The 24436-nt window shown below is 69.7% G+C and carries 22 protein-coding genes and 1 pseudogene; 14 read left to right on the forward strand and 9 right to left on the reverse strand.

The window, feature by feature from the left end; translation table 11 throughout:
- The first annotated feature begins 207 nt into the window (after nt 1-207).
- The 5 genes from BGN97_RS00780 to pntB all read left to right on the forward strand — a co-directional run bounded on the left by BGN97_RS00780 (nt 208) and on the right by pntB (nt 6949).
- Nucleotides 208-984: an electron transfer flavoprotein subunit beta/FixA family protein gene (locus BGN97_RS00780; RefSeq protein WP_292697186.1), complete on the forward strand. Its 777-nt coding sequence runs from the start codon at nt 208-210 to the stop codon at nt 982-984.
- A 2-nt stretch (nt 985-986) separates the two neighbouring features.
- A complete protein-coding gene (locus BGN97_RS00785) occupies nt 987-1955 on the forward strand; it encodes an electron transfer flavoprotein subunit alpha/FixB family protein (protein ID WP_292697188.1) in 969 nt (322 codons plus the stop codon).
- Nucleotides 1956-1957: 2 nt separating this feature from the next.
- On the forward strand, nt 1958-3760 hold the full coding sequence (locus BGN97_RS00790; RefSeq protein WP_292697190.1) for a cytochrome b/b6 domain-containing protein: 1803 nt from the start codon (nt 1958-1960) through the stop codon (nt 3758-3760).
- Between the two features lie 253 nt (nt 3761-4013).
- Nucleotides 4014-5552, forward strand: coding sequence for a Re/Si-specific NAD(P)(+) transhydrogenase subunit alpha (locus tag BGN97_RS00795; protein WP_292697192.1), 1539 nt, complete (start codon nt 4014-4016; stop codon nt 5550-5552).
- Nucleotides 5549-6949 (forward strand): Re/Si-specific NAD(P)(+) transhydrogenase subunit beta, encoded by a 1401-nt coding sequence (pntB, locus tag BGN97_RS00800; protein ID WP_292697194.1) that lies wholly within the window; start codon nt 5549-5551, stop codon nt 6947-6949. Before BGN97_RS00795 ends, pntB begins: the two co-directional genes overlap by 4 nt.
- A gap of 63 nt (nt 6950-7012) precedes the next feature.
- On the opposite strand, the gene BGN97_RS00805 is transcribed toward pntB, so the two are convergent.
- Nucleotides 7013-7519, reverse strand: a complete 507-nt coding sequence (locus tag BGN97_RS00805) for a GNAT family N-acetyltransferase (RefSeq protein WP_292697196.1) — start codon at nt 7517-7519, stop codon at nt 7013-7015.
- Between the two features lie 119 nt (nt 7520-7638).
- Between BGN97_RS00805 and BGN97_RS00810 the strand changes: the two genes are divergently transcribed.
- From BGN97_RS00810 to BGN97_RS00820, 3 genes are all read left to right on the forward strand, one after another.
- A complete protein-coding gene (locus BGN97_RS00810) occupies nt 7639-8199 on the forward strand; it encodes an acyl-CoA thioesterase (protein WP_292697255.1) in 561 nt (186 codons plus the stop codon).
- Nucleotides 8200-8262: 63 nt separating this feature from the next.
- Nucleotides 8263-9441, forward strand: coding sequence for a hypothetical protein (locus tag BGN97_RS00815; protein ID WP_292697198.1), 1179 nt, complete (start codon nt 8263-8265; stop codon nt 9439-9441).
- 38 nt (nt 9442-9479) lie between these two features.
- Nucleotides 9480-10934 carry a hypothetical protein gene (locus BGN97_RS00820; RefSeq protein WP_292697200.1) on the forward strand — a complete coding sequence of 485 codons (1455 nt, stop codon included), beginning with the start codon at nt 9480-9482 and terminating at the stop codon, nt 10932-10934.
- Here the strand turns inward: BGN97_RS00820 and BGN97_RS00825 are convergent.
- The 3 genes from BGN97_RS00825 to BGN97_RS00835 are packed head-to-tail and all read right to left on the reverse strand — an operon-like array spanning nt 10817 to nt 12635.
- Entirely contained in the window at nt 10817-11425 is a 609-nt protein-coding gene (locus BGN97_RS00825; RefSeq protein ID WP_292697202.1) for a hypothetical protein, read from the reverse strand. The two genes, BGN97_RS00820 and BGN97_RS00825, sit on opposite strands and share 118 nt — an antisense overlap.
- On the reverse strand, nt 11422-11970 hold the full coding sequence (locus BGN97_RS00830; protein ID WP_292697204.1) for a hypothetical protein: 549 nt from the start codon (nt 11968-11970) through the stop codon (nt 11422-11424). Before BGN97_RS00830 ends, BGN97_RS00825 begins: the two co-directional genes overlap by 4 nt.
- Nucleotides 11967-12635, reverse strand: coding sequence for a hypothetical protein (locus BGN97_RS00835; RefSeq protein WP_292697206.1), 669 nt, complete (start codon nt 12633-12635; stop codon nt 11967-11969). Before BGN97_RS00835 ends, BGN97_RS00830 begins: the two co-directional genes overlap by 4 nt.
- An 80-nt stretch (nt 12636-12715) precedes the next feature.
- Between BGN97_RS00835 and BGN97_RS00840 the strand changes: the two genes are divergently transcribed.
- From BGN97_RS00840 to ddaH, 6 genes are all read left to right on the forward strand, one after another.
- Nucleotides 12716-16366, forward strand: a complete 3651-nt coding sequence (locus tag BGN97_RS00840) for a bifunctional proline dehydrogenase/L-glutamate gamma-semialdehyde dehydrogenase (protein WP_292697208.1) — start codon at nt 12716-12718, stop codon at nt 16364-16366.
- A gap of 90 nt (nt 16367-16456) precedes the next feature.
- Nucleotides 16457-16867, forward strand: coding sequence for a hypothetical protein (locus BGN97_RS00845; RefSeq protein WP_292697210.1), 411 nt, complete (start codon nt 16457-16459; stop codon nt 16865-16867).
- The gene (locus BGN97_RS00850) at nt 16867-17082 is read left to right on the forward strand and encodes a helix-turn-helix transcriptional regulator (protein ID WP_292697212.1); all 216 of its coding nucleotides are present in this window, start codon (nt 16867-16869) and stop codon (nt 17080-17082) included. The genes BGN97_RS00845 and BGN97_RS00850 overlap by 1 nt, the downstream gene beginning before the upstream one ends.
- Nucleotides 17083-17158: 76 nt before the next feature.
- On the forward strand, nt 17159-17407 hold the full coding sequence (locus tag BGN97_RS00855; RefSeq protein WP_292697214.1) for a hypothetical protein: 249 nt from the start codon (nt 17159-17161) through the stop codon (nt 17405-17407).
- The gene (locus BGN97_RS00860) at nt 17404-17841 is read left to right on the forward strand and encodes a type II toxin-antitoxin system VapC family toxin (RefSeq protein WP_292697216.1); all 438 of its coding nucleotides are present in this window, start codon (nt 17404-17406) and stop codon (nt 17839-17841) included. Before BGN97_RS00855 ends, BGN97_RS00860 begins: the two co-directional genes overlap by 4 nt.
- A gap of 162 nt (nt 17842-18003) precedes the next feature.
- Complete coding sequence (ddaH, locus tag BGN97_RS00865; RefSeq protein WP_292697218.1) at nt 18004-18879, forward strand: dimethylargininase; 876 nt, start codon at nt 18004-18006, stop codon at nt 18877-18879.
- A gap of 67 nt (nt 18880-18946) precedes the next feature.
- Here the strand turns inward: ddaH and BGN97_RS00870 are convergent, their stop codons facing one another.
- From BGN97_RS00870 to BGN97_RS00890, 5 genes and pseudogenes are all read right to left on the reverse strand, one after another.
- Complete coding sequence (locus tag BGN97_RS00870) at nt 18947-19255, reverse strand: hypothetical protein (RefSeq protein ID WP_292697220.1); 309 nt, start codon at nt 19253-19255, stop codon at nt 18947-18949.
- A 51-nt stretch (nt 19256-19306) separates the two neighbouring features.
- Nucleotides 19307-21123: pseudogene (locus BGN97_RS00875) on the reverse strand (BCCT family transporter).
- Between the two features lie 111 nt (nt 21124-21234).
- Nucleotides 21235-21720, reverse strand: a complete 486-nt coding sequence (locus tag BGN97_RS00880; RefSeq protein WP_292697222.1) for a helix-turn-helix domain-containing protein — start codon at nt 21718-21720, stop codon at nt 21235-21237.
- Nucleotides 21721-21724: 4 nt separating this feature from the next.
- Complete coding sequence (locus BGN97_RS00885; RefSeq protein WP_292697224.1) at nt 21725-22795, reverse strand: ABC transporter ATP-binding protein; 1071 nt, start codon at nt 22793-22795, stop codon at nt 21725-21727.
- A 73-nt stretch (nt 22796-22868) separates the two neighbouring features.
- Nucleotides 22869-24392: a molybdopterin-dependent oxidoreductase gene (locus tag BGN97_RS00890; RefSeq protein WP_292697226.1), complete on the reverse strand. Its 1524-nt coding sequence runs from the start codon at nt 24390-24392 to the stop codon at nt 22869-22871.
- Nucleotides 24393-24436 lie beyond the last annotated feature (44 nt).

Here is a 24436-nt window from a genome sequence, read left to right on the forward strand (position 1 = left end):
TAAGAGCCAGACACCAGGTGATCAGGATCCAACCACCGCGAAGCGGCACTGTCACCCTGACACTGACCCCACGTTAGTCGCATGCGGCGCCGGGGATGCAGCAGGGGACGGAACTCAGTACCATAAGAAGTGACATCCGATTTCAGGCTCTGAATCGGTGCGGCAGAAGGCACCCGACTACAATCGACACAGGCGCGAGGAGGCTCGATGAAGATCTACGTCCTGGTGAAGGAAGTCCCCGACACCTACGGTGACCGCAAGCTCGATCTCGAGACGGGATTGGCCGATCGCGGGGCGGGTGACGTCGTCCTCGACGAGATCACCGAGCGCGCGCTCGAGGTCGCCTTGTCCTATGCCGACAAGAATGCCGGCACCGAGGTGGTCGCCCTGTCGATGTCGCCCGAGTCCGCGACGGCATCCGTCCGTCGCGCGCTGGCGATCGGCGCGGCATCCGCTGTGCACGTGGTCGACGAGCAGCTGCGCGGTGCCGACCTCGGCCTCACCGCGGCGACTCTGGCGGCGGCGATCCGCCGCGGCGAGCCCGACCTGGTGATCACCGGCAACCTGTCCACCGACGGCTCCGGCGGCGTCATCCCCGCGATGCTCGCAGAGCACCTCGGCTTCACGCAGGCCACCGCGCTGAGCGCGGTGGAGATCACCGAGGGCCAGGTCAGCGGCACCCGCTCCAGCGACGCCGGCACGCAGCAGGTCACGGCGGCGCTGCCCGCAGTCATCTCCATCACCGAGGCCCTGCCCGACGCGCGCTTCCCCAACTTCAAGGGCATCATGGCGGCGAAGAAGAAGCCCCTCGAGGTGCTCTCGCTCGCCGACCTGGGCGTCTCGGCCGACCCGGCCGAGGCCCCGCACACGATCATGACCGCCGTCTCCGAGAAGCCGCCGCGCGCGGCCGGGGTCAAGATCGTCGACGAGGGCGATGCCGCCGCACAGCTCGTCGAGTTCCTCGCGCAGAACAGGCTGGTGTGAACATGGGCTACCCCGAGAAGTCGATCCTCGTCCTCGCCGACGTCGCCCCCGACGGCGAGGTGCTTCCCAGCACCGCTGCGCTGATCGGTGCCGCGTCGTCCATCGGCGCCCCCGTCGCCCTGATCGTCGGCGGCTCGCCGGCCGCGGCGGAGGCCGTGGCGGGGATGGGCGCGCAGGTCGTGCTCACCGCAGACGGCGATGCCGCAGCGCTCACCGTCCCGATCGTCGACGCCCTGCAGACGGCGTACCAGCAGGTGCACCCGGATGCCGTGCTGATCTCCAACTCGATCGCGGGACGTGACGTCGCCGGACGCCTCGCCGTCCGGGAGCGGCTCGCCCTGTCCGTGGACGCCGTCGGCGTCTCGCGCGACGACGAGGGCGTGGTGGCGCACCACTCGGTCTTCGGCGGCTCGTTCCAGTCCGAATCGGCGCCCACCTTCGGCGCCCCGGTCGTCACCGTGCGACTCGGCGCCGTCGACACCCGCGCGGAGGCGGCGCCGCTCGTCGCCGAGGCGCTCACCGTCACCGCGTCGGGAGCCCCCGCAGCATCGGCCGGTGAGGTCGCCGCCGAGGAGAAGACCTCGTCGCGGCCCGACCTGCGAGGGGCCGCCAAGGTCGTCTCCGGTGGTCGGGGTCTCGGCTCCAAGGAGCAGTTCGTGCTCGTCGAGCAGCTGGCGGATGCCCTGGGTGCCGCCGTCGGCGCCTCGCGCGCCGCCGTCGACGCGGGGTACATCCCCTACGCGCACCAGGTCGGCCAGACCGGCGTCTCGGTCTCGCCGCAGCTGTACATCGCGCTCGGCATCTCCGGCGCGATCCAGCACCGCGCCGGCATGCAGACCGCCAAGACCATCGTCGCGATCAACAAGGACGGCGAGGCGCCGATCTTCGACGTCGCCGATTTCGGCATCGTCGGTGACGTGTTCACCATCGTCCCGCAGCTGATCGAGGCGATCGAAGCGCGGAAGAAGTAGCCATGGCCACTCGGATGCTGCGCCGCGGCCTGCCGCGGGTCAAGGGCGGCGACGCCTGGCCGTCCCCGATCGAGGTCGAGACCGCGGATGCCGTGGCTGTCGACGCTGCTGCTACTGCCGACGCTCCCGCTGCCGGAGCGGCGGCGGCCCCTGCCGTCGCGGACCCCGCGGCGTCGAGTGCACCGCTTCCTGCCGAGAGCACCGGAAACGTGCGCGAACAACTGGTGCAGTCGACGGGATCCGGTGCAGTCGCCGGGGCGGAGGCCGGAGCTTCTGCAGCGCCCTCGCCTTCCGCGCCCGCAGCTCCCGGGGTCGCCGCGCCCACGGGTGCAGCCCTGCGTCGCGGGCTCCCGCGCGTCGCGGGTGGCGAACCGTGGCCCCCGGCATCCGCTGTTTCCGCCGCAGCCGCATCGAGTGCACCGCTTCCCGTCGAGAGCACCGGCAACGTGCGCGAACAAGTGGTTCCCTCGGCAGCATCCGGTGCAGTCGACGCGCAGCACCCGCAGGACGCGCCCGTGGCCGCCAAGGTCGAGGCCGCGCCGTCCGCGGCATCCGATGTCCCCGTCGCCGTGCTGACCGACGGCGCCGCCCTGCGCCGCGGGCTCCCGCGCGTCGCCGGCGGCGATCCATGGCCGCCGGCCGGTGTGGTGCGCGTCGCAGAAGCATCCGCCGTGCCCACGGGCGCGGCGACCGAGGGTGCGGAGACCGCCTCGGCGGGCCTCGCGACCCAGGAGGCCGCACCGGGCGCGACGACCCAGGTCGCCGTCGTCGATCAGAAGGCGGCCGCTGTGGCATCCGCCAAGACGGACGTCTCCATCCCGCTGCCCTTCACGCGCACGGTATGGGCTGGCACGGCTCCGCGCCACGTCGCCCAGCCCGAGGAGCAGCCCTCGAAGCTGCGGCCGACATGGCCGCAGGCGATCGGCGGCCTGCTCGGCCTGGCCGCCGCAGGGCTGCTCGCGGTCTCGGCCGTGTTCCTGGTGCGCACCTTCCTCAGCACGTCCTTCATGCAGGACTTCCTCACCACCTACCCGGGTGAGTACCATGTCGACGTCGCTCCCGGGTTCGCCCCGTGGGTCGGCTGGCAGCACTTCTTCAACATGTTCCTGATGGTGCTGATCATCCGCTCCGGTCTGCGCGTGCGCACCGAGAAGCGGCCCACGGCGTTCTGGATGCCGCGCGGTCAGAAGAAGAGCAAGATCAGCCTGACGCTGTGGTTCCACCAGTCGCTCGACCTGCTGTGGATGATCAACGGCGTGGTGTTCGTGGTGCTGCTGTTCAGCACCGGGCACTGGCTGCGCCTGGTGCCCACCAGCTGGGAGGTCTTCCCGAACGCGCTGTCCGCGGGCCTGCAGTACGTCTCCTTCGACTGGCCCACCGACAACGGCTGGGTGAACTACAACAGCCTGCAGCAGCTGGCCTACTTCACGACCGTGTTCCTGGCGGCGCCGCTCGCGGCGATCACCGGCTTCCGGATGTCGGGCCTGTGGCCCAAGAAGGCCGAGAAGCTGTCGAAGGCGTATCCGATCGAGTGGGCGCGCGCGGTGCACTTCCCGGTGATGCTGTACTTCGTGGCGTTCATCGTCGTGCACGTCGCGCTGGTCTTCCTGACCGGTGCGCTGCGCAACCTGAACCACATGTTCGCATCGATGGGCTCGGTCGACGGCGTGGAGTACGCCGCGAACTGGACCGGCTTCTGGGTGTTCGTGCTGGCGATCGCCGTGATCGTGGCAGGCTGGTTCGCCGCGCGCCCGCTGGTGCTGGCACCCATCGCGAGGCTGTTCGGGCAGGTGTCCGGACGCTGACCCCTCATCGCGGCTCATCATCGACGCCCCCTCCGATCCGCGCGATCCGGAGGGGGCGTCGACGTTCAGAGGGTGCCGGCGAGGGATGCTTCTCACCGCCGGCGCGGATGAGGCTCAGCATCCGTCTTTCTTCGAGGTAAAGAACGGCGGATCTTGAGCGGTCACAGTCTGAGAAGTGGGACAGTTCTTCCACCCCGATCAGTAGTCTGAGCGAAACGTGAATCCGGCGCGGACGCCGGACGGAAGGATCGCGATGACGCAGATCGGAATCGTGCAGGAGGGGCCGGATGAGGCGCGGGTCGCCGCGACCCCGGCCACCGTGCAGAACCTGTTGAGACTCGGCTACCAGGTGGCCGTCGAGGAGGGCGCGGGCACGCGCTCCTCGTATTCGGATGAGGAGTACCGCCGCGCCGGTGCGACGGTCGTGCCGAGGGCGGATGCCTGGGGCAGCGCCGTCGTGCTGAAGGTGAACCCGCCGACGGAAGCGGAGATCGGTCTGCTCTCGGCGGGGACGACGCTGGTCGGCCTGCTGTCCCCGGCACTGCGCCCCGACCTGGTCGAGGCGCTCGCGGCGCGCGGGGTCACCGCCCTGGCGCTGGACGCGGTGCCGCGGATCTCGCGCGCGCAGTCCATGGACGTGTTGACCTCGATGGCCAACATCTCGGGCTACCGTGCGGTCGTCGAGGCCGCGCACGAGTTCGGCCGGTTCTTCACCGGTCAGGCCACCGCGGCCGGCAACGTGCCGCCCGCCAAGGTGCTCGTCGCCGGTGCCGGTGTCGCCGGCCTCGCCGCGATCGGTGCGGCGGCCCGGCTGGGCGCCATCGTGCGGGCGACGGATCCGCGAGCCGAGGTCGCCGACCAGGTCACCTCGGTCGGCGGCGTCTACCTGCCCGTCGACGTCGCCGTGGAGAAGTCCACCGACGGATACGCCAGGGCCACCAGCGAGGACTACAACCGCCGCGCGGCCGAGATCTACACCGAGCAGGCGGCCGACGTCGACATCATCATCACCACCGCCCTCATCCCGGGGCGCGCGGCGCCGCGCCTGATCACGGCATCCGATGTCGCCCTGATGAAGCCGGGCAGCGTGATCGTCGACATGGCCGCGGGTCAGGGCGGCAACGTCGAGGGCTCGGTCGCGGGGGAGAGGACGGTCACCGACAACGGCGTGATCATCCTCGGCTACACCGACCTCGCCTCACGGCTGTCCGCGCAGGCGTCCCAGCTGTACGGCACGAACGTCGCGAACCTGGTCGCACTGCTCACCCCGAACAAGGACGGCGCTCTCACGATCGACTTCGACGACGTCGTGCAGCGATCGGTCACGGTCGTCCGCGACGGCGAGGTCACCTGGCCGCCGCCCGCCGTGCAGGTCGCGGTGGCACCGGCATCCGCTCCCGCCGCTGCTGCCGCGGAGGTCCCCGCGAAGCAGCCGCTGTCGGTCGGGAAGAAGGTCGGCCTGATCGTCGCCGGCATCGCGGCGCTGTTCCTCGTGAACGTCTTCGCGCCCGCACCGCTGCCGCAGCACTTCACGGTGCTCATGCTCTCGGTCGTGATCGGCTTCTACGTCATCGGCAAGGTGCACCACGCGCTGCACACCCCGCTCATGTCGGTGACCAACGCCATCTCGGGCGTGATCATCGTCGGCGCGATGCTGCAGATCACGGACGCGAATCCCGTCGTGCAGGTGATCGCGGCCGTCGCCGTGCTGGTCGCCAGCATCAACATCTTCGGCGGCTTCGCCGTCACCCGCCGAATGCTCAGCATGTTCGTGAAGGGCGGAAGCAAGTGACCGTCGACGCCATCGCCGGCGGCGCGTACATCGTCGCCGCACTGCTGTTCATCCTGAGCCTCGCGGGGCTCAGCCGCCATGAGACCGCCCGCGCGGGCGTGATCTACGGCATCGTCGGCATGGCCATCGCCCTGCTGTCGACCCTCGCCCTCACCGTCGCGGATGCCTGGGGCGGAGCGGGCTCCGCTCTCGGACTCACCCTGATGGCCGTCGGCGTGCTCATCGGCGCCGCCATCGGACTGTGGCGCGCCAAGGTCGTGCAGATGACCCAGATGCCCGAGCTCATCGCCATGCTGCACAGCTTCGTGGGAATCGCGGCCGTGCTGGTCGGCTGGAATGGGTATCTGGCGCATGAGCCCATTGCAGAGAACCTGGTCGGCATCCACAACGCCGAGGTGTTCATCGGCATCTTCATCGGCGGTGTGACCTTCACCGGGTCGATCGTCGCGTACCTGAAGCTGTCGGCGAAGATGTCGTCGCGCCCGCTCATGCTGCCGGGCAAGAACGCCCTGAACATCGGTGCTCTCGTGCTGTTCCTGGTGCTCACGGTCTGGTTCGTGATGGACCAGCAGCTCTGGCTGCTCATCGCCGTCACCCTGCTGTCCTTCGCCCTCGGCTGGCACCTGGTGGCCTCGATCGGCGGCGGCGACATGCCGGTGGTCGTCTCGATGCTGAACAGCTACTCCGGATGGGCGGCGGCCGCGGCCGGCTTCCTGCTGAACAACGATCTGCTGATCGTGACGGGTGCACTGGTGGGCTCCTCGGGTGCGTACCTGTCGTACATCATGTGCAAGGCCATGAACCGGTCGTTCATCTCGGTGATCGCCGGCGGGTTCGGGATCGTGGCATCCGCCTCGAGCGACGAGGACTACGGCGAGCACCGCGAGGTCACCGCCGAGTCGGCCGCCGCGATGCTCGAGGGAGCGTCCAGCGTCATCATCACCCCCGGCTACGGCATGGCCGTGGCGCAGGCGCAGTACCCGGTCGCCGACCTGGTCGCCAAGTTGCGAGAGCGAGGCGTCGACGTGCGGTTCGGCATCCACCCGGTCGCCGGTCGCCTGCCCGGTCACATGAACGTGCTGCTGGCCGAGGCGAAGGTGCCGTACGACATCGTGCTGGGCATGGACGAGATCAACGACGACTTCGCCTCCACGGGCGTGGTCCTGGTGATCGGCGCCAACGACACCGTGAACCCCGCTGCCGCCGAGGACCCGGGCAGCCCGATCGCGGGGATGCCGGTGCTCAAGGTGTGGGAGGCCGAGAACGTGATCGTGTTCAAGCGCTCGATGGCCGCGGGCTACGCCGGTGTGCAGAACCCGCTGTTCTTCCGCGAGAACGCGCAGATGCTGTTCGGTGACGCCAAGGAGCGGGTGGAGGACATCATCCGCGCCCTGTGATCGGCGGAACATGAGTGCGGCCCTCCCGGACAACCGGGAGGGCCGCACTCATGATGTCTGCGCTCAGCGCACGAATCGCACCTCGGTGAGGGTCTCGCCCAGGAACGGCTCGGTGTGCGCGGCGCCGTCCAGGGTGAAGCCGTTGCGCTCGTAGAAGCGGTGCGCGCGGGGGTTGTCCTCGGCCACCCACAGGTACAGGGATTCGTCCTTGTCGACGGCGGCGTCGAACAGCTTCTGGCCGATGCCGGTGCCGTGCCAGGCGTCGAGCAGGTAGATGAAGTACAGCTCGCGCAGCGACGGTGCGTCCTTGTCGCGGGCAGGACCCGAGCCCACGAAGCCGACGATCTCGCCGTCGACGAGCGCGGCGCTCATCTTGAAGTCCTCGCCCTGGCGGGCCCAGTTCACCCACAGCTCCGCGAGGCGCTTGGGGGAGATCCGCTCGAGGGCGGCCTTGCTGATCAGGTGGTCGTAGGTCTCGTGCCACGTCTGCGCGTGCACGCGACCCAGGGCCTCCGCATCCGCATCGCGGACCGGACGGACGATGATCTCGGGCTGGGCTTCGGCGCTCATGCCGCGACTCTACGCGCGCTTTCGCGGCAGGTGAAATCGAGTGGACCGTGCATGACGCGTATGTCGTCATCCGACAACCGGATTGCGGCAGTGGTTGCCGATAGCTACTGTCGATGCTCGTGAATGTGATCTGGCGCACCCTCCTCGTCATCCTCCAGGCGCGGAGCCGCGTGCGTCGGGGGCGCACGCTGGATTCCGCCGAGGTCGGCCGCATCCGGCTCACCACCCTCCCGACGGACATCGACATCCTGCGGCACATGAACAACGGCCGGTACCTGTCGCTGTTCGATCTGGGACGCTGGGACCTGCTCATCCGCACCGGGCTCTTCGACGCGATGAAGGAGCGCGGCTGGTACGCCGTGGTCTCCAGTGAGACGGTCACCTTCCGCAAGTCGCTGCAGCTGTGGCAGCGCTTCGACGTCGAGTCCCGTTTCATCGGCCACGACGAGAAGGCGGTGTTCATGGAGCACCGCGCGGTCGTCGACGGCGAGGTCTACGCGCGGGTCATCGTGCGTGCGCGGATGATGCGCCGCAGTGGCGGCACGGTGGGTCACGATGAGCTGTTCGCCGCGGTCGGCACGCCCGCCGGGGTGCCCGACATCGACGACTGGATCCACGACTGGGCCACGGCATCCGCTCTGCCCCCGACGAGGAAGCCGGCGCCCAGCGTCTGGAGATGAGCCTCACGCCTCCGGAGGACGGACCGTCCCCTCTAAGCTGAGAGACGTCATCGAGGGGGAATCATGTCGTACGATCCGAACGCGGGCGAGCCCGCGCAGCCGCAGCAGCCGCCTGTCCCGCCGCAGTACCAGCCCCCGGGCGCGGTTCCGCCGGTGAACCAGCCGCCGGCTCCTCAGCAGCCGACGTACCAGCCTCAGCCCGGATACACCCAGCCCGGCTACACCCAGCCCGGTTATACGCAGCCCGGTTACACGCAGCCCCAGCCCGGTCAGCCGCAGGCGCCGCAGCAGCCGCCCTACGTCGGCTACGCGCAGCAGCCCGGGTACAGCCCGCAGGGCTACCCGGTCACGTCCTACCCCGGATACGGCGCGGCACCCGGGCAGCTCCCGAACCCGGGCGTCGGCGGACTCGCGATCGCGGCGATCATCGTGTCGGGCGTCGCCTTCCTGAGCGGCTGGATCCCGATCGTCGGCGTCGTGCTCGCGCTCGTCGGGCTCGTGCTCAGCATCTTCGCGATCCGCAGCGGCCGGGGCAAGGTGCTCGGCATCATCGGCACGATCCTGGCCGGCATCGCGCTGCTGTTCGGCGCGTTTATGACGACCATGATCTTCGTCGTCGCACCGTGGAACGACACGTCGAGCAGCTCCTCCGATCCCTGGTCCGTCGAGACGCCCTCGGCCGCCCCCGACGACACCGCCTTCGATGAGGCAGAGGCCGCGGCGGTGTCCGGCCAGCTCATCGAGACGCCGTGCTGGAGCTATGACGGCCCGAAGCACTTCACCGACAACATCTCCGCGGATGAGGCCGGCGCCTGCTACGGCCAGCTCGAACTGTGGGGCGAGTACGACGAGAACGGCGACTTCGTCCCCACCGGCTACGGCGAGACCGCCGGGCAGATCACCGTGGAGCCGGTCAGCTCGGCGACCGCCGCGAAGTACTCCGACGGCACCGACCTGAGCGCGACCGTGGACGCCCTGGAGAAGCCCTACCTGAGCACGGTCGGCGGCACGATCTCGAGCCTGCACGAGGAGACCACGCTGGGCGGCGTGCCGGCGAACATCACGCGCATCGACAGCGACGTGGCCGAGACGCAGATGAAGGTGGTGCTGACCACGTTCTCGCCGCAGCCCTACGACATCAAGGGCGACCAGCGCCAGCTGTTCCTGATCAGCATCACCACCCCGTACTCGAACGGCGAGGAGCAGCTGCAGCAGCTCCTGGACAGCTGGGAGTGGCGCTGAGCACGCGCCCGCTCCACGACTCGCGATAGCGTGATGCCGTGAAGGCGATCCTCGTCACGGCCGGGCGTGCGCTGGCCCGGCACTGGCCCGCGATGCTCTCGTGGTACCTCGGCGGCATCGCCGTGCACTACGTCATCGTGCAGGTCGCGGGCATCGTCGGCGCGCACTCCGCCACAGTGGGTTTCCTCATCCTCCCGATCGCGATCCTGGCGCGGCTCATCAGCTACGTCGCGATGTTCCTGGTGCTGCGCGACGGGCTGCGCGAGCTCAACGCGATCGCCCCGCTGCCGGAGTCCGCCGCCGACCGCCGACGCACCTTCCTCACCGCGCTGCTCGCCGGCATCCTGCCCTTCCTGGCCGTCTACTGGGGGCAGGGCCTGCTGGCGGAGGACGTCGTGGCGTACTCCGCGCGCGCCCTGCGCGAGCGCACCGACATCATCTTCCAGGCGGCGCTGACGCCCGGACAGAAGCTGAGCACCGATGACACGGTGCTGAACCTGCCGCTGAACGTGTGGACGATCGCGATCATCGTGGTCGCCTTCGTGGCCCGCTGGGCGTGGACCAAATGGCAGCAGCGCATCCCCGGCTGGGTCTCGCTGATCGCGGTGTACCTCGAAGTGGTCTGGGTGTTCTTCTCGGTGATCGTGATCGGCGACGTCACCGACCGCGTCAAGGCCTGGGTGGACACCCGCGCCGCGATGGCATGGCTCGAACAGGTGCGCGAGAACGTGCTGGATGCCGTCGCGCCGCTGCGCTGGGCCTGGGACGGCATCGGCTGGCTGCTCGGCGAGGCGGGGCCGATCCTGCTCGCCCCGCTGGCCTGGCTCACGGTCGGTGGCGTGGTCTACGGGCAGGCGATCGTCGCCGAGAAGCTGCGCATAGAGAACGAGCTGCTGGCGAATCTGCGCGAGCACGCCGCCGTGGTGCCCAACCCGATCATGCGACGGCTGAAGGACCTCGGCGACGAGCTCGGCTCCCGCTTCGTGCCGATCGGGCGCGCGCTGCTGCTGATGTGGCGGGCGGGTCCCGTGCTGATCGCCTCCCACGCGCTCCTGCACGTCGCGGTGAAGACGCTGGAGACCTACCTGCAGTACGGGGCCGTTCGCCTGATCGGCCCGCACGACCTGGTGTTCTGGGGCATCGCACTGCCGCTGGTGTCTCTGGTGCCTGTGATGCTGACGGAATCGCTGCGCGTCGCGGTGATCGCCGGTGCGTACGACGCGACACTGGGGCGGCTGCGCCTACGTCAGCAGAAGAAGGTGGACGCGGGCGTGGTCGAGCAGGCCGAGGCCGACGTGCGTGCCGTGGCGGATGCCGCCGGCGTGCTGCCGGATGCCGTCCTCGAAGCGGGCCTGAAGCCGGACACCACGGGAGGTCAGGGGTCGATGGAGAACCTGACGAACCGTCCGTCGCCGCGGGGATCCACGTCGAGCCAGAACGGCCCGGTGACGTCGTCCGGAACCACGAACCCGACCGTCAGCGAGAACGGCTGAGCCGATTCCGGGTCCTTCTCGTCAGCCAGGTCGCTGACGCACGTCTCGTTCTCGTCGAAGCTGTACGCGAGGCCGACCTCCGAGCGCATCGGCGTCCACTCGCGTCCGGTGCTCTGCTGCACAAGCATCGGCGCTTCGCAGGAGACGGCCTTGCCGTCCGGCTTCACCGGAACGATCGCCGCCAGCAGGCGGGTGCCCTTCGGCATGTCGAGTGTGCTGGTGTCGGTGATCTCGCCGCTGCGGACCGGACCCCACTCGGCACCGGCGACCTTCACCGTGCCCTTGTCCGGGACCTCGACCACGGTCACCTTGCGGAAGCCATAACCGTAGTAGGAGTACCACTCGTTCCAGCCCACGCCGATGCCGATCGCTGGGACCAGCACGAGCAGCGCGACGAGCGCCAGGCGGTTGGTGCGCCACCAGCCGGGCTGCTTCGGCGCGGGCGTCTGCGATTCCGGAGTGTCTGCGACGAGGGGCGTCGGGATCGTCATGTGTGCGTCCAGTGCGTCGTGGGGAGGGTGATGGCATCCTCCACCGGGATGTCGCTCAGGTCGATCGTCAGTTCGACGAGGCCGTCGTAGCGGGCATCCGACGGGATGCCGAGACGCAGCGTTCCCGTTCCCTTCAGCGCATCCGCGGGCAATTCGAAGGCCACGGCACCGCTACGCGGCACGCCGGGGACGAGCCGCTGGCGGAAGAAGCTCTGGACGCGCTCGGTGGCACGGAACGTGCGTTCGCCGACCGTCAGCTCGGCGAACCCGAGCGTCGCGCCGTACTGGGAGTCGATGGCCTCGGCGTCCACGTCCACCACCACCCAGGTGCTCTCCAGCGTCCGCCCCGTCGGGTCGGTGATGCTGCGCGCCGCGCGCACATCCGTGACGGTGAGCGTGAGGTTGCGCGCGGTGGCGGCGTGGCCGACGGTGGCGGGTGTGAGGAAGCTCGCCTCGGATGAGCCGTCCGGCAGGGCCACGGCGTTCTGCACCCACGCGCCGGCGAGCAGCACGAGCGTCAGCAGCCAGGGGAGCACCTTCTTCACAGGGCGTCCTCCTCACTCGCGGGGATCTCCCGGACGGTCGCGGTGAGGGTCGCACCCACCACCACCTCGTCCCAGATGTCCACGCCCCGCTGCACGTTGGTGCCGACGCTGTGCGTGGAGTCGGGAAGGGTCAGACGCACCTCGTCGCCGTCGTGCAGCTCATCCGGTCCGACGACCCACGACAGCACGAGCTGGACCGGGACGCCCGGCTGCAGCCAGACTCGCCCGTCGCTGCCGTCGGCGTAGGCGATCAGCGGCTTCTCATCGATGCCTTCGACGTGGATGCCGTCGACGGCGGGGGACGGACTGCCGCTCCCGGTCGCGAGCCGGGGCTTGCCGAAGGTGTTCACCACGTCGACGATCACGGCGAGGACCTTCTCGTGCTTCTCCTTGTCGGGGAAGGATGCCGCATTGCCCCGCTCCGCGCGGAGCTCGACGCCCTGCACCGTCATCTGCAGGTCGGAGCCGGAGTAGCGCTCGCCGACGGACACCGCGGGCGCCGGCTTCGGTGAGACGGTCTGCAGGCCTCCGAACGCCGCCGTCGCCGCCAGCAGCACCGCGCCGCCGGCCGTGATCAGCCACGGCGTCGGGATCAGGCTCGCCATGCGCCGCACCCGGGTGAGCAGAGTCCTCTCCTGCACGGGCGAGGGCGGGGCGGCGTTCACGTGATCAGCATAGGGTGACTTTCCGCCGCCGCCACCGGGTTCAACCGCGTTCCCGCGCGGTCGGGACCTACGCTGGGATCATGTCTGAGCAGCCGTCCGTCGCACCCGGGGCGCGTCTGGAGGACGCCGCCGTCGAACTCGCCCGTCGCTGGGTGCAGGAGGAGGCGTCGATCCCCGTCGATCCCGCCGCGCAGCGCCTGGCCGGCGTGCTGCGCGATCCGAACGGCCTGCCGTTCACGCTGGGGTTCGTCGACGGCGTCATGCGGCCCGAGAGCGCCGCCGCCGCGGCATCCAACCTGCACCGCGTCGCGCCGCTCGCTCCCGGGTTCCTGCCCTGGTACCTGCGCGGGGTCGTGCGCCTGGGCGGTGGGGTCGCGCCGGTGCTGCCGCTGCCGACCGTGCCGATCGCGCGGCGGGTGCTCCGCGAGATGGTCGGTCACCTGATCGTGGATGCCCGCCCGGAGAAGCTCGGCGCCGCGCTGGAGAAGCTGCGCGAGTCGGGTCATCGGCTGAATCTCAACCTGCTGGGCGAGGCCGTGCTGGGAGAGGCGGAGGCCAAGCGCCGGCTCGACGGCATCCACGACCTCATCCGTCGCGACGACGTCGATTACGTGTCGGTCAAGGTCTCGGCGGTCATGAGCCGCATCTCGATGTGGGCGTTCGACGACGTGGTGGAGGACGTGATCGAGCGGCTCACGCCCCTGTATCTCACGGCCGTCTCGAACGGCACTTTCATCAACCTCGACATGGAGGAGTACAAGGACCTCGACCTGACCATCGCGGTCTTCACCCGCATCCTCGAGGGCCCGCGGCTGAAGAACCTCGAGGCCGGCATCGTGCTGCAGGCCTATCTGCCCGACGCGCTCCCCGCCATGCGCGAGCTCACCGCCTGGGCGCGCGACCGCGTGGAGCACGGCGGGGCGCCCATCAAGGTGCGCCTGGTCAAGGGCGCGAACCTCGCGATGGAGAAGGTGGACGCCGTCATGCACGGCTGGGCGCAGGCTCCCTACGGCTCCAAGCTCGACACCGACGCCAACTACCTGCGCTGCCTGGACGAGGCGTTCCAGCCGCGCAACGTCGCCGCAGTGCGGGTCGGCGTGGCCGGGCACAACCTGTTCGACATCGCCTTCGCCTGGCTGCTCGCGGGCGAGCGCGGTGTGCAGGACTCGGTGGAGTTCGAGATGCTGCTCGGGATGGCGCAGGCCCAGGTCGCCGCCGTCTCGCGCACGGTCGGGCCGGTACTGCTGTACGTGCCCGTGGTGCATCCGCACGAGTTCGACGTAGCGATCAGTTACCTGGTGCGCCGCCTGGAGGAGAACGCGTCTCCGTCGAACTTCCTCTCGGCCGCCTTCGACCTCGCGCAGGACCGCTCGCTGTTCGAGCGGGAGCGGCTGCGCTTCGTCGATTCGGTCAGCCGTGCCCGCGACCACTCCCTGCAGATCGGCCCGCGCCGGGTGCAGAACCGCACGGCGCCGCTGCACGAGTCGGTGCGCCCGATGACCAGGCCCAGAGCCGAGACCGAGGACCTCACCGGTCTGGTGCTCGGCATCGCCCGCGGCTCCTCGGGGGATGACGACGAGTACGGAGCCGACGACGACCCGTTCCTTCAGACCGCGGTGTACTCCCGTCAGGAGGTGGCGGGCTCCGCCGCCGGTGCGCCCGGGTTCGTGAACACGCCGGACAGCGATCCGGCGCTCGCCGCGAACCGAGACTGGGCGCGCGGGATCTTCGAGCGCGTCTCCGCGGCGGGCCTGTCCGATCTCGGAGTCGCGACCCTGCGGGCCGCCCGGATCGAAGACGAGCGGATGCTGGCGCACACCGTCACGCGCGTGCGCGATGCGGCATCCGGCTGGGGCTCCCGCCCGGCATCCGAACGCAGCGAGGTGCTGCTGCGCGCCGCAGCCGCTCTCGCAGGCCGCCGCGCCGAACTCATCGAGGTCGCGGCGATCGAGACCGGCAAGACGTTCGCCGAGGGCGACGTCGAGGTGAGCGAGGCCGTCGACTTCGCGAAGTACTACGCCGCCACCTGCCGTGAGCTGGACGGCATCGCGGGTGCCGCGTTCGAGCCCGCCCGGGTGACCGTCGTGACGCCGCCCTGGAACTTCCCGATCTCCATCCCCGCGGGCGGCGTGCTCGCCGCACTCGCCGCGGGGTCGGGGGTCGTCTTCAAGCCGGCTCCGCAGGCACGGCGCTGCGCGGCCGTGATCGCCGAGGTGCTGTGGCAGGCGGGCATCCCGCGCGACGTGCTGGTGCTCGCCGACGTGGCGGAGGGTGAGCTCGGACAGCAGCTGATCTCGCATCCGGATGTGGATCGCGTGATCCTCACGGGCTCGTGGGACACCGCGGCGCTGTTCCGGTCGTGGCGGAGCGACCGGCCGCTGCTCGCGGAGACCAGCGGCAAGAACGCCATGATCAGCAGCCCGACCGCCGATCTCGACCTCGCCGTCGCCGACCTGGTGCACAGCGCGTTCGGGCACGCGGGGCAGAAGTGCTCGGCGGCCTCGCTGGCGATCCTGGTGGGGCCGGTCGGCCGTTCCAAGCGCTTCGCCAGGCAGCTGGTCGACGCCACCCGCTCGCTGCGCGTGGCCTGGCCGGGTGCCCCCCAGGCCGAGGTCGGGCCGGTGATCGAGAAGCCGCAGGGCAAGCTCGCCTGGGCGCTGACGCAGCTGGAGGGCGAGGAGAAGTGGCTGGTCGAGCCGCGCTCGCTGGATGAGAGCGGAAGGCTGTGGAGTCCCGGCATCCGGGTGGGAGTGCAGCCCGGTTCGCGCACGCACCGCGAGGAGTTCTTCGGGCCGGTGCTCGGCATCATGCACGCCTCCACACTGTCCGAGGCGATCCGGATGCAGAACGCCGTGGCGTACGGATTGACCGCGGGCCTGCACACCCAGGACCCCGCCGATCTGGCGCTGTGGCTGGACGAGGTGCAGGCCGGAAACCTGTACGTGAACCGCGGGATCACCGGCGCGATCGTGCAGCGTCAGCCGTTCGGCGGGTGGAAGCGCTCCTCGGTCGGCCCCGGCGCGAAGGCCGGCGGTCCGAACTACCTGATCGGGCTGGGCTCGTGGCGCTCGCGCCCCCGCGGCAAGTCGTCGAGCACGCTGCATCTGCGCGGGCTGGACGTCAAGATCTCCGGTCTCATCGAGTCGGCGCAGCCCTCGCTCGACTTCGACTCCTTCGAGTGGCTGCGGCAGGCGGCGTTGTCGGATGCCGTGGCCTGGGACCGCGAGTTCGGTCAGGTGCGCGACGTCTCGCAGCTGGGCGTGGAGCGCAACCTGTTCCGGTACCGGCCGCTGCCGGTGACGGTGCGGGCCGCGTCGGACGCATCACTGGCCGCCATCCTGCGCGTGGTGCTCGCCGGCATCCGCTCGGGAGCGGACTTCTTCGTGTCGGTGCCCGAGGGCGTGCCGGCGGGTGTGCGCGCCGAGCTCGGCGCGCTCGAGGTGCCGGTCGCCGTGGAGAGCGACGCGGAGTGGATCGAGCGGATCCGCCGCCCGGCTCCGGACGCGACCCGCGTCGGACGGGTGCGTCTCATCGGCGGACGCGATGCCGTGGCCGACCTGCATCGCGCGCTCGCTGAAGCGGTCGAGGGGGACCCCGACCTCGCCGTGTACGACAACGAGGTGACCTCGGCAGGGCGGCTCGAGCTGCTGCCGTTCGTGCACGAGCAGGCGATCTCCATCACCGCGCACCGCTTCGGCACGCCCGATCCGTGGAGTGCCGACGTCATCTGACGCTGGTGAGTATAGATGTAAAAGATTCTTGACATCCCCGCGGACGCGACGTAGTGTTCGTGTCAAGAATCTTTGACATGGAGGTGCGGGATGGTCTTTCACGAGCGAGCCGCGTGGGCCGGACTCATCGCGGCGGTCGTCACCGTTGGCGTGTACATCTGGCTGCTGCCGCGGGCGGATGCCTGGGTCGGGCCCATGCTGTGGGCGATCGGCACGGGCATCGCCGTCAGCATCCTCATCACGATCCTGTGGGGGATCGCGGCCGGCATCCGCGATCGCGAAGCAGCCACGGCCTCCGATCTTCGCGACCGTGACATCAGCCGCTACGGCGGGCGGGCCGAATACGTCGTGCTCGTGATCGCCGGACTCGTCGTGATCGTGCTGTGCGCCCTCGGCGCAGAGGGGTTCTGGGTCGCGAACGCGATGTTCGCCGGCTTCGTGCTCGCCGCGGTCATCGGCGGCCTCGCCCGCGTGATCGCCTACCGGCGGGGCCTGGCCTGATGGTCAAGCCCACCAGGGTCACCAACTGCATCCGGGCGCATCGCGAGCAGCAGGGGATCACGCAGGCCGAGCTCGCGCGGCGCATCGGGGTGACCCGGCAGACGCTGCTCGCGATCGAGGGCGAGAAGTACTCGCCCACGCTGGAACTCGCCTTCCAGATCGCCCGCGAGTTCGGCGTGCGGCTGGAGGACGTGTTCGAGTATCCGGGAGCCTGACATGTGCATGATCCTCGCTAACATGTACACGTTGACGTAGAATATGTGCATGGCGACGTTGGAGAAGCGGGTTCAGGTGCTGTTCTCGGTCGAGCAGTATGCGCGGCTCGAGGCGGAAGCGCGCGCGGAGCAGCTGAGCGTGGGCGCGTACATCCGGGAGGCCGTGGACGGCTGGATGGACCGCAAGCGCGCCGATGCGATGGCTGCGATGCAGCGGCTGTTCGAACGGGCGGATCGGAATCCGATGCATACTCCGACACCGGAGGAATGGGAGGCGGAGAAGGACGAGTTCCTCGAGCGGTCATTCATGAAAGACGCGTCATGAGCGCTGACAGGTCGAACCCGATGGACGAGCATGCTGTGCTCGTCGACGCGAACGTCGTCATCTACGCGCTGGGACATGCCGAGCCGCAGCGAACGCGCTGCCGAGCCTTTCTGGAAGACCTCTGGTCGGGGACGGGGCGCGGATACGCGAGCGTCGAGATGGTGCAGGAGGTAGTCCATCATCGACTCCGTCGCGGGGGTCGCGCGGATGCCGTGAATGACGCCCGTGACATGTCGAAGCTGCTCATCGTGCTGGACTTCGACCACGAGGTGCTGGAGCGCTCACTCGAATTGATCGAGACGACGAGCATCCGCGGGCGGGACGCCGTGCATGCGGCGACGGCGCTCGCGTACGGCATCGAGACCATCGCCTCCTCGGATCCGGCCTTCGACGGCATCCCGGGGATCACTCGAGTCGATCCGCTGACCATGTGACGCGACTCCCAGCGAAAAAGGTGGCGATCCCGGCATCCGGATGCGAAAATGACTGTGGCGTGCCTGTGTCGCATCTTCCCCGCGCTCCACTCACCGTGGGCGGGTCGAACTTCCGCCGGGCCCCTGGACAGCGTCCGCCGCACCTTCTCCAGAGGAGCACCCATGTCCACGCCTGAGACCGCCGCCACCGGCACCGCGACCCGCAAGGCCCACCACCGCCGCTACCTGATGTGCCGGCCCGAGTACTTCACGGTCGACTACAAGATCAACCCGTGGATGGACCCGGCCGCGCCGACCGACACCGCCAAGGCCGTCGCGCAGTGGCAGAAGCTGTACGACCTGTACCGGGAGCTCGGTCACGAGGTCGAGCTCATCGAGCCGCTCGCCGGCTACCCCGACATGGTCTACACGGCCAACGGCGGCTTCACCATCGGCGGCAAGGCGTACGTCCCCGAGTTCTACTACGAGCAGCGTCAGGGCGAGGCCCCGGCGTTCGCCGAGTGGTTCCGCACGCACGGCTTCGACACCGTGCTGCCCGAGGAGGTCAACGAGGGCGAGGGCGACTTCCTGCTCGCCGGTGATGTGATCCTGGCCGGCACCGGCTTCCGCTCCGCGGGTGACAGCCACCGCGAGGTGCACGAGGTCTTCGACCGCGAGGTCGTGACGCTCACCCTGGTCGACCCGCGCTTCTACCACCTCGACACCGCACTGACCGTGCTCGACCCGGTGGTCGGCGAGGAGAACGGCGGCCCGGCGCACGCCAACGTCGCCTACCTGCCGAACGCCTTCGACGAGGCATCCCGCCGCATCCTCGAGGAGCGCTTCCCCGACGCGATCCTCGTCGCCGACGAGGACGGCGCCGTGTTCGGTCTCAACTCGGCATCTGACGGCTACAACGTCATCATCTCGCCGCGCGCCACCGGCTTCGAGAAGCAGCTGCGCGAGCGCGGCTACAACCCGATCATGGTCGACCTGTCCGAGCTGCTGCTCGGCGGCGGCGGCATCAAGTGCTGCACCCTGGAGCTGCGCGGAGCCTGACCCGGCTCCATCAGGCCCGATCGGCGCCGGCGGTCCTGACCGCCGGCGCCGAAGTGCGTTCGGCGGCTCAGGCCGGTGAGTCGTCCGGGTCGAGGCTCTTCAGTGCATCGCGTTCGACCGCCGTGTCAGCATCCAACTGCGACTCGGTCGTCTCGTCGCCGCCGAGCGGCGCATCCTCCTCGTCGCCCGGCATGCCGTCGGGGGCCGTGTTGTGCGCCGGGTTGTCGTCGGGGATGCCGGTGTGCCCGCCCTTGTCAGAATCCCTAGCATCCGCCGTCCGCCGGGTCTCATGCGGCGCACCGCTGCCGGCCGGATCCTGTCCGGGGGTGTGCGGGTACTGCCCGACATCCTGCTGATCGTTCTGCCGTTCGTCCATACTCGCGACGGTAGGCCTCGACGCACATCACCGGGAGGGCATTGACAGGCGTCATTCCTTCAGGAACGGACCCGCGTCCTGCTGCTTCACGTCCGGGTCGTCGAGGCCGGCGAGCTCGTCCTCACCCACCAGGCCGTCGATGTCGAGGGTGGAGGGGGAGGAGTCGCCGTGGCTCTCCAGGGAGAGCGCGCCGGGCGTGATCCGGATGGGCTCGGTCGGCGCCACGGGCAGCCCGAACCGGCGCTGCAGCCGACGCACCCAGCGGGGCTGAGCGCCCAGCACCCCGGTCGCGTCGTGCGACTCGACCTCGAGGCCGTAGTACTCGCCGATGCGGTCGATGAACTGCGCGCGTTCCGCCTTGGCATAGGCACGCCGTTCGCGGGTGAATGCGACCACGGTCGACCAGCAGATCAGCAGCATCACGATGCTGAACGGCAGGGCGATCATGATGGCCGCCGTCTGCAGGGCGGTGAGCCCGCCCGACAGGAGCAGCGAGATCGCCAGCAGTGCGGTGACCACGACGAAGAAGGTGCGGATCCAGCGCTTCGGCTCGGGCTTGCCGCCGGTGGCGATCATGCCCATCACCAGGGCGCCGGAATCGGCCGAGGTGATGAAGAAGATCGCGAGCAGCAGGATGGCTCCGATGCTCACCACGGCGGCGCCGGGCACGTTCTGCAGCATCGCGAACAGCGCTCCCTGCAGGTCGACTGTTCCGTCGGGAGCGGTGAGGGAGCCGGGCTTCGCGAGCTCCATCGCCAGGGCCGAGCCCCCGAGCACCGAGAACCACAGCACGCCGATCAGAGTGGGCACCAGGATCACCCCGATCACGAACTCGCGCACCGTGCGCCCCTTCGAGACGCGGGCGATGAAGATCCCCACGAACGGCGCCCACGAGATCCACCAGCCCCAGTAGAACGAGGTCCAGGAGGCCTGCCACTGCTCGCCGGCGGCGCCCTGGAACGCGCTGACGTTGAAGGAGAGGCCCACGAAGTTCTGGATGTAGTAGCCGAGGGACTGCACGAACTCGCGCAGCAGGAACTCCGTCGGCCCCGCCGCGAGCAGATAGATCACCAGCAGGCCCGCGAGCACGAGGTTCGCATTCGACAGCCACTTCATGCCCTTGGTCACGCCGGACAGCACCGACATCAGCACGAACACGGAGATGACCAGGATGAGCACCACCTGCGTGGTCTCGTCGGGATTCGCGAAGCCGGCGGAGTGCAGGCCGGCGCTCATCTGCAGCACCCCGAGACCCAGCGACGTGGCGACGCCGAACAGCGTGCCGACCAGGGCGATCACGTCGATCGCGTGCCCCCAGCCGCCTTCGACGCGCTTGCCGAGCAGCGGTTCCAGGGTCCATCGGATCGACACCGGCCGGCGTCGCCGATGGATGGCGTAGGCGAGGGCGAGCCCGATCACCACGTAGATCGACCAGGCGTGCACACCCCAGTGCAGGTAGGTCTGGCCGAGTGCGGCCTGGGCCAGCTGCTCCGGCGTGCCGGTGACGCCGGGGCGGGGATTCGTGAAGTGCGAGAGCGGCTCGCTGACCCCGTAGAAGACCAGGCCGATCCCATTCCCGCCGCGAACAGCAGGGAGAACCAGCTCATCAGCGAGAACTCGGGCTCCTCGTCGTCGCGGCCCAGTTTGATGTCACCGAACCTGCTGAAGCCGAGGAACAGGCAGAACGCCACGAAGAAGGCGGCGATCAGCACGTAGTACCAGTTGAAGGCGTTGACGATCGTCGTCTGGACGGTCTTGAACAGGGCCTCGGCGACGTGCGGTGCGAGCAGGGCGAACAGGGCGAAGGCGACGACGATCACGGCAGCGGGCCAGAAGACCCATCTCAGCACCTGTGGCTCACGTCGCACCCCGCTCTGCGGCGCGCGGCCTGCGGTGGCGTTCGGATCCGACCCGTACCTGTTTCCGCTCATGCCCTCCACGGTATACACACGCGCCGCCGCAGGACAGGCCGATCGTGGTCAGTCCTGAAGCCGGCGCTCGGCGCGCAGCGTCTCCCACTCGTCGACGAGCTGAGGCATCCGCTGAGACATGAAGCGGAAGAACTCGGCCATCTCCTCCGCCCGCAGGCGGGCCGCGTGATCCTCGGCGTGCGCCGCGCCGATCTCGTTGATGTACGCGGCCAGCCGGTCGTAGACGGGGGAGTTGTTCGACATCATCACGTACCAGGTGTCGTTGATGATCTCGTAGTGGGCCAGACGCTGGTCGGGTCGGGAGACCTTGCGGATCATGTGCAGGGTCTGCAGGTAGCGCACGGCGCCCGAGACCGCGGCGGCGCTGACGCCCAGCCGGTCGCTGAGCTCGGATGCCGTGTACCCCTCGGCTGGGGCGGCGATCAGTGCCATCATGACGCGCGCGGGCATCCGCGGGAAGCCGACCGCGGTGATCGCGGCGGCCGCGCTCTCGGCGGCATCCACTCCCGCGTGCGTCACGCCGTCCTCGCTCATGCGTTCATCCTTTCATCGAACAGCCTCGGTTCAGCTCGCTGGATGCAGTTCCCGTCGGCGCATGAGCCTGAGGGATGCCGCAGCCAGGACCGCGACGATCAGCACCAGCCACCACGTGCCGCGCAGCTCCGTCGTGCCGTTCGAGACGATGGGCGTCACGGCGAACGGCGAGAACCGAGTGGTCCACTCCGGCAGACCGAACAGCGGGCCGAACAGGCCGAACACCGTCGCCAGCATCACCGGTGACGGCCCGCTGCGCGAGCACCGGGAGCACGGACGGGATCGTGTCGCTGTCCACGGTGAACCGCGCGCGGCCCTCCTCGACCGTGCCGTCGTGCGCCTCGGGGATGCCGGTGAGGGCGTCGGTGGAAGAGGCTTCGAACGACACCTCGGTGCGGGTCAGGTGGCGCAGCTCGGCGAGCGTGCCCGACTCGACGATCCTCCCCTCGCGGATGATCGAGACCCGATCGCAGAGCAGTTCCACCTCGGAGAGGATGTGGCTGGAGAGCAGCACGGTCGCCCCGGTGCGGCGCAGCCGCTGCACCTCGTCGCGGAAGACGACCTCCATCAGCGGGTCCAGGCCGCTGGTCGGCTCGTCGAGGATGTACAGGTCGGCGGGCACCGCGAAGGCGGCGATCAGGGCGACCTTCTGCCTGTTGCCCTTCGAGTAGGCCCGTCCCTTCTTGCGCGGGTCGAACTGGAACGCGGTCATCAGGCGCTCGCGCTCGGCGCGGTACGCGGCATCCTTCGTCTTCGCTCCGCGCAGGCGGGCGAGGAAGTCGATGGCCTCGCCGCCGGACAGGTTCGGCCAGACGCTCACGTCGCCCGGCACGTACGCGACGCGGCGGTGGATCTGCACGGCGTCGCCCCAGGGCTCGAGTCCGAAGACGGATGCCTCGCCGCCGCTGCGGCGGGCCAGGCCCAGCAGGATGCGGATGGTGGTGGACTTTCCCGCGCCGTTCGGGCCGAGGAAGCCGTGCACCTGGCCGGCTTCCACCTCGAGGTCCAGTCCGTCGAGGGCATGCACGCGCCCATAGGTCTTGGTGAGGCCGCGCGTGCTGATGATGGTGTTCATGAGAGGCGACGGTACGCCTATTTCACGAATTCGTGAAGACAGTGAATCGCGATCCTCACGGAACCCTCACGGGTCACCCCACGCTGACGCTGATCGTGTGCCATCCGCTCGCGCCGTCCGGCGCGGGAGCCGCGATCGTGTCGGTCTGCACTGTGCCGTCACCGGCGACGGCACGGCAGCGGATGCTGTGCTCGCCGGTCTTCGCGCGCCACGGGAGCCGCCACTGCACCCAGGTGTCATCGGAGATCGCGGTCGCGAGCTCGGCCTGCTGCCAGTCGCCGTCGTCGACCTGCACCTCGACGCCCGACACGCCGGTGCCCGGCTGCCAGGCGACGCCGGCGATCACGGAGTCTCCCGCGGTGACGGTGCGCCCCGCGCGCGGCACGTCGATGCGGGACTCCAGCTTGATCGGGCCCTTCTCCGACCATCCGCGGTCGGTCCAGTAGGCCCTGTCCCTGTCGAACCGCGTCACCTCGAGGTCGGTCACCCACTTCGTCGCGGACACGTACCCGTACAGGCCGGGCACGACCATCCGCACCGGGAAGCCGTGCTCGAGCGGGAGCGGCTGCCCGTTCATCCCGATCGCGAGCAGCGCGGCGCGGTCGTCGGTGAGCGCCTCGAGGGGCGTCCCCGCGGTGAAGCCGTCGACCGACGTGGAGAGCACCATGTCGGCATCCGCGTCGGGAGCCGCGCGCTTCAGCAGCTCGCGGATCGGATAGCCCAGCCAGACCGCGTTGCCGATCAGATCCCCGCCGACCTCATTGGACACGCATGACAGGGTCGCCGCGCTCTCGACCAGGGGCAGCGCGAGCAGCTCGTCCCAGGTGAGGGTCACCTCCTGCGCGACCATCCCGTGGATGCGCAGCTTCCAGCTCGACGGGTCGACCGACGGCACCACGAGCGCCGTGTCGATGCGGTAGAAGTCCGCGTTCGGTGTGATCACCGGGGTGATCCCGGGCACATCGAGCGAGGCGGACGCCGGGATCGCGGGCGCCGGAGTCGCCGGCTTCGGCAGCTTGAGAGCTTCGCGCACGGTCGTGACCACCGTAGAGCCCGCCCGCCCCAGCCCGCCCACGACAGCCATGGCGACGCCGATGGCGGCCGTGCCGATCGTCCAGGTGAGGAACGCACGACGCGAGGGCTGATCCTCGGCTTCCGGCCCGGCGTCAGCCTCACGGCGCAGCAGCATCCGCAGCGCGAAGGCCGCCACCGCGCCGGCGAGCACGGACGGCAGCCAGGCCAGCATCCCGGCATCCGGCCGGGTGAGCCCGAGGAGGCCGGCGCCGATGCCGAGCGCCGCGAGCGCGACGACACCGGAGTGCCGCCACCGCGCCTCGGCGAGTCCCGCCACCGCCGCGACCACCAGCAGCACGACGGCGATGCCCACCAGCAGGGCTGCCTTGTCAGAGGTGCCGAACCAGGCGATCGCGGTGTCCTTCGCCCAGGCCGGCGCGAGGTCGATCAGGGCGCCGCCGACCACGGCGAACGGGCTGGATGCCGGTGCGGCGAACGTGGCGACCAGCTCGCCCGCCCCCGCGCCGAGAACCACCGCAGCGATCCCCGCCGCGGCCGGGCGCCATCCTCGAGAGTCGCTCATGCTCTCAGGCTACGAGCGCGGACAGCAGCCGCGGCCGATTCTCA

Source organism: Microbacterium sp. 69-10 (assembly GCF_001897945.1).
Classification (GTDB): domain Bacteria; phylum Actinomycetota; class Actinomycetes; order Actinomycetales; family Microbacteriaceae; genus Microbacterium.

What these genes read in the sequence shown, in the direction of transcription:
- BGN97_RS00840 (WP_292697208.1), top strand. Translation starts at nt 12,716, where the DNA reads ATGTCTGAGCAGCCGTCCGTCGCACCCGGGGCGCGTCTGGAGGACGCC.
- BGN97_RS00850 (WP_292697212.1), top strand. Translation starts at nt 16,867, where the DNA reads ATGGTCAAGCCCACCAGGGTCACCAACTGCATCCGGGCGCATCGCGAG.
- BGN97_RS00780 (WP_292697186.1), top strand. Translation starts at nt 208, where the DNA reads ATGAAGATCTACGTCCTGGTGAAGGAAGTCCCCGACACCTACGGTGAC.
- BGN97_RS00795 (WP_292697192.1), top strand. Translation starts at nt 4,014, where the DNA reads ATGACGCAGATCGGAATCGTGCAGGAGGGGCCGGATGAGGCGCGGGTC.
- BGN97_RS00825 (WP_292697202.1), bottom strand. Translation starts at nt 11,425, where the DNA reads ATGACGATCCCGACGCCCCTCGTCGCAGACACTCCGGAATCGCAGACG.
- BGN97_RS00880 (WP_292697222.1), bottom strand. Translation starts at nt 21,720, where the DNA reads ATGAGCGAGGACGGCGTGACGCACGCGGGAGTGGATGCCGCCGAGAGC.
- BGN97_RS00845 (WP_292697210.1), top strand. Translation starts at nt 16,457, where the DNA reads ATGGTCTTTCACGAGCGAGCCGCGTGGGCCGGACTCATCGCGGCGGTC.
- BGN97_RS00860 (WP_292697216.1), top strand. Translation starts at nt 17,404, where the DNA reads ATGAGCGCTGACAGGTCGAACCCGATGGACGAGCATGCTGTGCTCGTC.
- BGN97_RS00785 (WP_292697188.1), top strand. Translation starts at nt 987, where the DNA reads ATGGGCTACCCCGAGAAGTCGATCCTCGTCCTCGCCGACGTCGCCCCC.
- BGN97_RS00790 (WP_292697190.1), top strand. Translation starts at nt 1,958, where the DNA reads ATGGCCACTCGGATGCTGCGCCGCGGCCTGCCGCGGGTCAAGGGCGGC.
- BGN97_RS00805 (WP_292697196.1), bottom strand. Translation starts at nt 7,519, where the DNA reads ATGAGCGCCGAAGCCCAGCCCGAGATCATCGTCCGTCCGGTCCGCGAT.
- BGN97_RS00885 (WP_292697224.1), bottom strand. Translation starts at nt 22,795, where the DNA reads ATGAACACCATCATCAGCACGCGCGGCCTCACCAAGACCTATGGGCGC.
- ddaH (WP_292697218.1), top strand. Translation starts at nt 18,004, where the DNA reads ATGTCCACGCCTGAGACCGCCGCCACCGGCACCGCGACCCGCAAGGCC.
- BGN97_RS00890 (WP_292697226.1), bottom strand. Translation starts at nt 24,392, where the DNA reads ATGAGCGACTCTCGAGGATGGCGCCCGGCCGCGGCGGGGATCGCTGCG.
- BGN97_RS00870 (WP_292697220.1), bottom strand. Translation starts at nt 19,255, where the DNA reads ATGGACGAACGGCAGAACGATCAGCAGGATGTCGGGCAGTACCCGCAC.
- BGN97_RS00815 (WP_292697198.1), top strand. Translation starts at nt 8,263, where the DNA reads ATGTCGTACGATCCGAACGCGGGCGAGCCCGCGCAGCCGCAGCAGCCG.